The following is a 474-nucleotide window of genomic DNA, read 5'->3' as shown; positions in this document are numbered from 1 at the left end:
CCCGCCCAGCCATAGGCTGGAAATCCTGACGGCCGAGAAGCATCAGAACCTGTCCCAATGGGATGTTGTCCCGCTGCTTGCTCTGGATGTGTGGGAGCATGCCTACTATTTGAAGCACCAGAGTAAGCGCGGGGATTATATTCAGGACTGGTGGAAGGTCGTCAACTGGCCTTATGTATCCGAGAGATATGCACAAGCAACCAAGCTCGCCTGGAAACCTTATTAAAATAGCCCCTCGGAGTGAAGCCTGAACTTCGAATCCTACTCCAAATAATTTGCCGGGACCCCGAATATTTCAGTTAAAAAAACCGGCCCCCTGAAAAATTTCAGGGGGCCGGTTTGCCGCCGATACCGTTATTCCTTGATAAATGACAGAAATTCTGCCCGGGTAGCCGGGTTCTCACGGAAGATTCCCCTGACAGCCGAGGTCACCGTCTTGCTGCCCGGCTTCTTGACGCCCCGGGCGCACATACA

Annotated in this window: 2 protein-coding genes; one reads left to right on the top strand and one right to left on the bottom strand. The window is 53.2% G+C overall.

Going from position 1 to position 474, the window contains the following annotated elements:
• On the top strand, nt 1–226 hold a 226-nt coding region (locus L691_RS28885; RefSeq protein WP_036737036.1), incomplete at its 5' end, for a Fe-Mn family superoxide dismutase.
• A 128-nt stretch (nt 227–354) separates the two neighbouring features.
• On the opposite strand, the gene L691_RS28880 is transcribed toward L691_RS28885, so the two are convergent.
• A partial coding sequence (locus L691_RS28880; RefSeq protein WP_036737033.1) for a GTP cyclohydrolase I occupies nt 355–474 on the bottom strand: 120 nt, incomplete at its 5' end.

This window comes from Paenibacillus zanthoxyli JH29, assembly GCF_000520715.1.
GTDB classification, from domain to species: domain Bacteria; phylum Bacillota; class Bacilli; order Paenibacillales; family Paenibacillaceae; genus Paenibacillus_AQ; species Paenibacillus_AQ zanthoxyli.
This window is presented reverse-complemented; position numbering and strand designations above follow the sequence as displayed.